The sequence below is a fragment of the Nocardioides sp. genome, from assembly GCF_004803405.1.
Lineage (GTDB): Bacteria > Actinomycetota > Actinomycetes > Propionibacteriales > Nocardioidaceae > Nocardioides > Nocardioides vastitatis.
In genome coordinates this window covers 1-6,083 of the sequence record NZ_SSXI01000132.1, presented here as the reverse complement: position 1 = coordinate 6,083, position 6,083 = coordinate 1, and the positions used below count along the sequence as shown (strand labels likewise).

Genomic DNA, 6,083 nt, shown 5'->3' with positions numbered 1-6,083 from the left:
ACTGGCCGAGCTGCCGCGCGCGGACCCAGGTCGCCGCCTGGGCCGCGGCGTCGTCCTCGCCCGCGAGGTGGAGCGCCCAGCCCGCGAGGCCGGTGCTGTTGCTGTTCGGCACCACGGCCGTGCCGCTTCCGCCCGAGAACGAGCCGTCCGCGGCCTGCTGCGACGTGATGTACGCGATGCCCCGGTCGAGGGCTTCGGCCAGCACCGGGTCGTCGGCGGCCAGATCGTGGAGCAGGACGTAGGCGAGGGCCGTCGTGTCGACCGGCTCCGGTGCCGCGCCGGCGCCGTCGCAGGTCTGGTCGGCGTCCTTCGGCTCGGCGAAGTAGAGGCGGATGAAGCCCTCCGCACACTGCTGCTGGAGCAGGAAGTCCCGCGCCGCCTCGGCCTCCTCGGAGTCGGCCAGGGCCAGGCCGCGCACGGCCCACGCCTGCCCGAAGGAGTTGGCGTAGTCGCCGTACTGGCTCTGATCGCCGATGCGTCCGGCCGTGGCACCGTCGTCCGCCGTGCGCTCCTCGAGCTGGGCCACCAGATCCTCGCCACCGAAGGCGTGTGGGTCGGCGCCCGTGTCGGCCGCGAAGGAGACGAGCTTGGCGGTCGAGCCGGCGTAGACGTCCTCGCCCGGGCTCGCGTAGGCGTCCACGCCATCGGCCAGCGCCCGGGAGATCTCCTCGATGGCCGCGCTGTCCTCGTCGACCGCCATCAACGCGTAGGCGAGCTCGACCGTGGTGCTGTGGTCGGGGATCTTGTACTGCCGGTTGAACAGCACCCCGTCCCTCAGCTCGCCCTCGAGCCACGCGGCCCCGGCGAGCGCGGCCTCGGTCGGCTCCGAGGCGTGGGAGGGCCCGTCGTGCGCCGACCTCTCGTCGTCGTTCTCCCTAGCACAGGCGGTGAGGCCGAGCGCGAGGGCGAGGACCGCCGTCGTCAGGACGCGAGCCGAGCGGAGCGAGTGCGTGGACATGGATTCCTTCCCGCTGCTTGCTGCGGGAAGACCGGCATCGCCGACGACCCGCTGCGCTCCACGACAGCGATGTGAGTCAGGACGTGTCGCGGCAGGTGCTCCGGCTCGCCTCCCGGCGTCGCCGGGTCGGCCTACGGTTGCGGGTCAGCGCCGGACTTCGACCGGCTTCCCCCACCACGGACGTGAAGTTGTTGTGTCATCCGCAGCCTACTCCCGCCGACACCCCGAGTTTGCGAACCTCGTCGCCCCCGTGGGTCAGCCCAGCTTCTCGAGGATCAGCTCCCGCACCCGACCGGCGTCTGCCTGGCCGCGCATCTCCTTCATGACGGCACCGATCAGCGCGCCCGCCGCCGCCACCTTGCCGTCGCGGATCTTGTCCGCCACGTCAGGGTTGTCGGCGATCGCCTTGTCGACCGCGGCCGAGAGCGCGCCCTCGTCCGAGACGATCTCCAGGCCACGGGCGGCGACGATCTCCTCGGGCGTCCCCTCACCGGCGACCAGACCGTCGAAGACCTGCCGGGCGAGCTTGTCGTTGATCTTCCCGCTGTCCACCAGGGCCTGCACGGCGGCCACCTGCTCGGGGGTGACACCGACCGCGCTGAGGTCGACCCCCATGTCGTTGGCGCGGCGGGACAGCTCGGCGAGCCACCACTTGCGCGCCGCCTGCGGAGAGGCGCCCGCGGCGATGGTCTGCTCGACCAGGTCGAGGGCGCCGGCGCCGACGGTGTCCCGCATCTCCAGGTCTGAGAATCCCCATTCCTTCTGGAGTCGCGCACGCCGCACGGCGGGCGGCTCGGGCAGCGTCGAACGCAGCTCCTCCACCCACTCCCGGCTCGGCGCCACCGGCACCAGGTCGGGCTCGGGGAAGTAGCGGTAGTCCTCGGCGTCGGACTTCACGCGGCCGGGGCTGGTCGTGCCGTTGTCCTCGTGGAAGTGCCGCGTCTCCTGAAGCACCGCGCCCCCGCCGAGCAGCACGCCGGCGTGGCGGGACATCTCGTAGCGGACCGCGCGCTCGACCGAGCGGAGCGAGTTGACGTTCTTGGTCTCGGTCCGCGTGCCGAGCACGCCGGACCCCTTCGGCGCCAGCGAGAGGTTCACGTCGCAGCGCATCGATCCCTGCTCCATCCGGACATCGGAGACGCCCAGGCCGAGCAGGATCTCGCGCAGCGCGGCGACATAGGCCTTCGCCACCAGCGGGGCCTTGTCGCCGGTGCCCAGGATCGGCTTCGTGACGATCTCGATGAGGGGGATGCCGGCGCGGTTGTAGTCGACCAGGGAGTACTCGGCGCCGTGGATGCGGCCGTCGGAGCCACCGACGTGCAGGGACTTCCCGGTGTCCTCCTCCATGTGCGCGCGCTCGATCTCCACGCGGTACGTCTCGGTCTCACCGGCCGCGGTCTGGATGTCGACGTCCAGGTAGCCCTCGAACGCGATCGGCTCGTCGTACTGCGAGGTCTGGAAGTTCTTCGGCATGTCCGGGTAGAAGTAGTTCTTCCGCGCGAAGCGGCACCACTCGGCGATCTCGCAGTTCATCGCGAGGCCGATCCGGATCGCCGACTCGACGGCCTTGCCGTTCACCACCGGCATCGCGCCAGGCAGCCCCAAGCAGGTGGGGCAGACCTGCGTGTTCGGCTCGGCACCGAACTCCGTCGGACAGCCGCAGAACATCTTCGTGTTCGTGTTCAGCTCGACGTGGACCTCGAGCCCGAGGGCGGGGTCGAACTTCTCGATCACCTCGTCGAAGGGGATCAACGTCTCGGTCATCGCACAACTCCCTCGAGGACGGGCGCCTTCTCCAGCAGGTGGCCGCCCCAGCGCGATGTCAGCGCGGCCTCGACGGCCGCACCGACGCGGTAGAGCCGGTCGTCGGCGAGGGCCGGAGCGAGCACCTGGAAGCCGACCGGGAGGCCGTCCTCCTCGGCGAGACCCGCCGGCACCGAGATGCCCGGGACGCCGGCGAGGTTGGCCGGGATGGTCGCGAGGTCCTGCAGGTACATCGCCAGCGGGTCGTCGACCTTCTCCCCGATCGGGAACGCCGTGGTCGGGGAGGTCGGCGAGACCAGCACGTCGACCTGCTCGAAGGCCGCGGTGAAGTCCCGTGCGATGAGCGTGCGGACCTTCTGCGCCTGGCCGTAGTAGGCGTCGTAGTAGCCGCTCGACAGGGCGTAGGTGCCGATCATGATCCGACGCTTCACCTCGTCGCCGAACCCGGCGTCGCGGGTGGCCTTCATGACCGCCTCGGCGCTCGGGTCGCCGTCCGGCACGACGCGCAGGCCGTAGCGCATCGCGTCGAACTTCGCGAGGTTGGACGAGCACTCCGCCGGGAGGATCAGGTAGTACGTCGCCAGCGAGTGCACGAACGTCGGGCACGAGATCTCGGTGACCGCCGCGCCGAGCTCGGTGAGCAGCTCGACGGTCTCCTGGAAGCGCGCCATCACGCCGGGCTGCCAGCCGTCGCCGGCCAGCTCCTTGATGACGCCGACCTTGAGGCCGGCGAGGTCGCCGGTCGCGCCCTGCCGCGCGGCGTCGACGAGACCACCGACCGGCTGGTCGACCGATGTCGAGTCGAGCGGGTCGTGCCCCCCGATCAGCTCGTGGAGCAGCGCCGAGTCGAGCACGGTACGGGTGACCGGGCCGACCTGGTCGAGGCTGTTCGCGAGCGCGACCAGACCGTAGCGGGAGACGCCGCCGTAGGTCGGCTTCACCCCGACCGTTCCGGTGACCGCGCCGGGCTGACGGATGGAGCCGCCGGTGTCGGTCCCGAGAGCGAGCGGAGCCTCGTAGGAGGCGACCGCCGCGGCCGAGCCGCCTCCCGATCCGCCCGGGATCCGGGTCTGGTCCCACGGGTTGCGCGTGGGTCCGTAGGCCGAGTGCTCGGTGGACGAGCCCATCGCGAACTCGTCCATGTTGGTCTTGCCGAGGATGGGCAGGCCGGCTGCCTTCACCTTGGTCACCACCGTGGCGTCGTACGGCGGCACCCAGCCCTCGAGGATCCTCGATCCGCAGGTCGTGGGCAGGCCCTGGGTCGTCAGCACGTCCTTGACCGCGATCGGCACACCGTCGAGCAGATGCAGCGGCCTGCCGGCGGCGCGACGCTCGTCGGAGGCCCTCGCCTGTTCGAGTGCGCCCTCGACGTCCACGTGGAGGAACGCGTGCACGCCCGCGGTGGCGTCGCCGTCGACGGCAGCGATCCGGTCGAGGTGCACCTGGGTGATCTCCACCGAGGTGGTCTCCCCCGCGGCCAGCGCGTCGGCCAGCTCGGCGGCGGTCTTCCTGGTCAGGTCGCTCACTGCTCGTCCCCCAGGATCCGCGGGACGCGGAAGCGTCCGTCCTCGGCCTCCGGCGCTCCGGACAGCGCCTGCTCCGGTGTCAGGGACGGGGTGATCACGTCCTCGCGGAACACGTTCGTCAGCGGGATCGGGTGGGAGGTGGGCGGGACGTCGTCACCGGCCACCCCACGAATGGATGCGACCGACTCGAGGATCACGTTGAGCTGGGGGGCGAGGTGGTCCAGCTCGGCGTCGTCGAGGTCGATCCTGGCGAGGTCGGCCAGATGGGCCACCTCGTCGCGGGAGATCTCGGGCATGTCGCTCATCCTCTCAGTTTCATCCGGAGGCGTCGGGGTAGGGGTGGCTGGCCCCCCACCCACCTATCTCAGGGACAGACATGACCCGTTCGACCATCCGGCGGCTCGCCGGCGGCGTCGCCGCCACCGCACTCGCGGTCACCACACTGGCCGCGGCCGGGGCCGCACCCGCCCAGGCGAGCTCCTGCACCACCCAGACCACCATCCAGGTCAACGGCAACGCTGCCAACAAGACCGTCACCTACGGCCAGAGCGCCAGCATCTGGGCGCAGACCGTGATCACCGGCTGCGACGACACCACCGCCGGGAACGGCAAACGTCCCCCGGGCACGCTGGTCATACAGCGCTCCGCGGACGGGCGCAGCTGGTCCACCCTCGCCACCGGCGCCGACAGCCACGCCACGTACTTCGGACCGATCCCCCGCACCGTCTTCTACCGCGCGGTGCACAACGGGTCCACGTACGCGTCTCACACCTTCGGCCGCTCCTCGGACTCCCTCCGCGTCGCCGTCAAGCGCTATGTCAAGGTCGTCGACCGCAGCACCAGTCGCCGCAGCGTGGGCGTCTTCAAGATCCGCCCGGCGGCCAGCATCCGCGGCATGAGGGCGGTGTTCCAGGTGCGGCGGAACGGCGCCTGGCGCAGCTACAAGCGGGTCCTGGTGCCCCGCACTGGCAACGTCCGGGCCACCTTCGCCAACTCCCGTCGCGGCATCAAGTACCGCATGGTCCTGCCCAGCGCGCGGGGCTTCGTCAAGGCCAGCTACGGCCCGTTCGTCGCACGTCGCTACTGATCCACAGCAGGTCGCGGTGGCAGGTCTCCCCCGGGAGGCCTGCCACCATGGCACATGCCACCGGGGCGGAGCCGTGCGGTCGCACGCGAGTCCCTAGACTCCGAACGTGCTCGGCTCCCACGACCTCCCGCCCCGGATCCCGCAGCGGGTGATCGTGACGGGGATCCCCGGGCCGGCCCTCACCACGTTCGCCGAGCGGGTGACAAACGTGCTCGACGTACCGCTCGTGCCGCTCACCGATCTGGCCGGCCCGGACGAGGTCGCCCGGCTCGCCGCCTTCGAGGGCTGGGTCGTCACCGGGGAGTACGACGCCACGCTGGTCGCGCTGCTCGAGCGGGCCGAGGCGATGGTGCACCTGGACCTCGCGGAGCCCACCACGCTGACCAGCCTGGTGAAGCGCACCCTCCGGCGCGTCCGGGCAGACGCCGCTCCCTCGCCCGAGCAGGCGTGGATCAGGGCAGCAGGCGCGATCCGGGCCGACCTCGATGTGGTGCGGCTGACCCGCCCCGATGAGGTCGAGGGCTGGCTCCGCTCGATCATCCGCTGAACCGACCCCTGTCGCCCGCACCTAGCTGGGTCGGCCCTGTCCGGGCTGGCCGGGATCGGTGGGCGCCTTGCTCGGCCGGTCGGCGGGCTTGCCCGGCGTCCGCGTCGCCTTCTGCGTGGGCGTCCTCCGCGGCGGAGCGACCGTCGCGCTCGGCGCCCGAGTCGGGGCGCTGGTCGGGGCGCTGGTCGGATCGGCCGTGGG

6 protein-coding genes and 1 riboswitch are annotated in these 6,083 nt (G+C 71.5%); of the genes, 2 read left to right on the top strand and 4 right to left on the bottom strand.

The annotated features are described in order from the left end of the window. The 4 genes from E7Z54_RS09690 to gatC all read right to left on the bottom strand — a co-directional run. The coding region (locus E7Z54_RS09690) for a prenyltransferase/squalene oxidase repeat-containing protein (RefSeq protein ID WP_168798255.1) at nucleotides 1-958 on the bottom strand (958 nt) is incomplete at its 3' end. Nucleotides 959-1,031: 73 nt separating this feature from the next. Next, nucleotides 1,032-1,151, bottom strand: a riboswitch (cobalamin riboswitch). 62 nt (nucleotides 1,152-1,213) lie between these two features. Further along, nucleotides 1,214-2,722 carry an Asp-tRNA(Asn)/Glu-tRNA(Gln) amidotransferase subunit GatB gene (gatB, locus tag E7Z54_RS09685; protein WP_136433202.1) on the bottom strand — a complete coding sequence of 503 codons (1,509 nt, stop codon included), beginning with the start codon at nucleotides 2,720-2,722 and terminating at the stop codon, nucleotides 1,214-1,216. Further along, the gene (gene gatA, locus E7Z54_RS09680; protein ID WP_136433200.1) at nucleotides 2,719-4,248 is read right to left on the bottom strand and encodes an Asp-tRNA(Asn)/Glu-tRNA(Gln) amidotransferase subunit GatA; all 1,530 of its coding nucleotides are present in this window, start codon (nucleotides 4,246-4,248) and stop codon (nucleotides 2,719-2,721) included. The genes gatB and gatA overlap by 4 nt, the downstream gene beginning before the upstream one ends. Then, on the bottom strand, nucleotides 4,245-4,544 hold the full coding sequence (gene gatC, locus E7Z54_RS09675) for an Asp-tRNA(Asn)/Glu-tRNA(Gln) amidotransferase subunit GatC (protein ID WP_136433198.1): 300 nt from the start codon (nucleotides 4,542-4,544) through the stop codon (nucleotides 4,245-4,247). Before gatC ends, gatA begins: the two co-directional genes overlap by 4 nt. Before the next feature lie 80 nt (nucleotides 4,545-4,624). Here gatC and E7Z54_RS09670 point away from each other — a divergent pair, with 80 nt between their 5' ends. Together E7Z54_RS09670 and E7Z54_RS09665 are read left to right on the top strand one after the other, a co-directional pair. Then, on the top strand, nucleotides 4,625-5,335 hold the full coding sequence (locus E7Z54_RS09670) for a hypothetical protein (RefSeq protein WP_136433197.1): 711 nt from the start codon (nucleotides 4,625-4,627) through the stop codon (nucleotides 5,333-5,335). Nucleotides 5,336-5,441: 106 nt separating this feature from the next. Further along, complete coding sequence (locus E7Z54_RS09665; RefSeq protein WP_136433195.1) at nucleotides 5,442-5,882, top strand: hypothetical protein; 441 nt, start codon at nucleotides 5,442-5,444, stop codon at nucleotides 5,880-5,882. Nucleotides 5,883-6,083: the final 201 nt, after the last annotated feature.

Excerpts from the sequence above, each read along its gene's own strand:
- gatB (WP_136433202.1), bottom strand. The coding sequence starts at position 2,722 with ATGACCGAGACGTTGATCCCCTTCGACGAGGTGATCGAGAAGTTCGAC.
- gatC (WP_136433198.1), bottom strand. The coding sequence starts at position 4,544 with ATGCCCGAGATCTCCCGCGACGAGGTGGCCCATCTGGCCGACCTCGCC.
- E7Z54_RS09670 (WP_136433197.1), top strand. The coding sequence starts at position 4,625 with ATGACCCGTTCGACCATCCGGCGGCTCGCCGGCGGCGTCGCCGCCACC.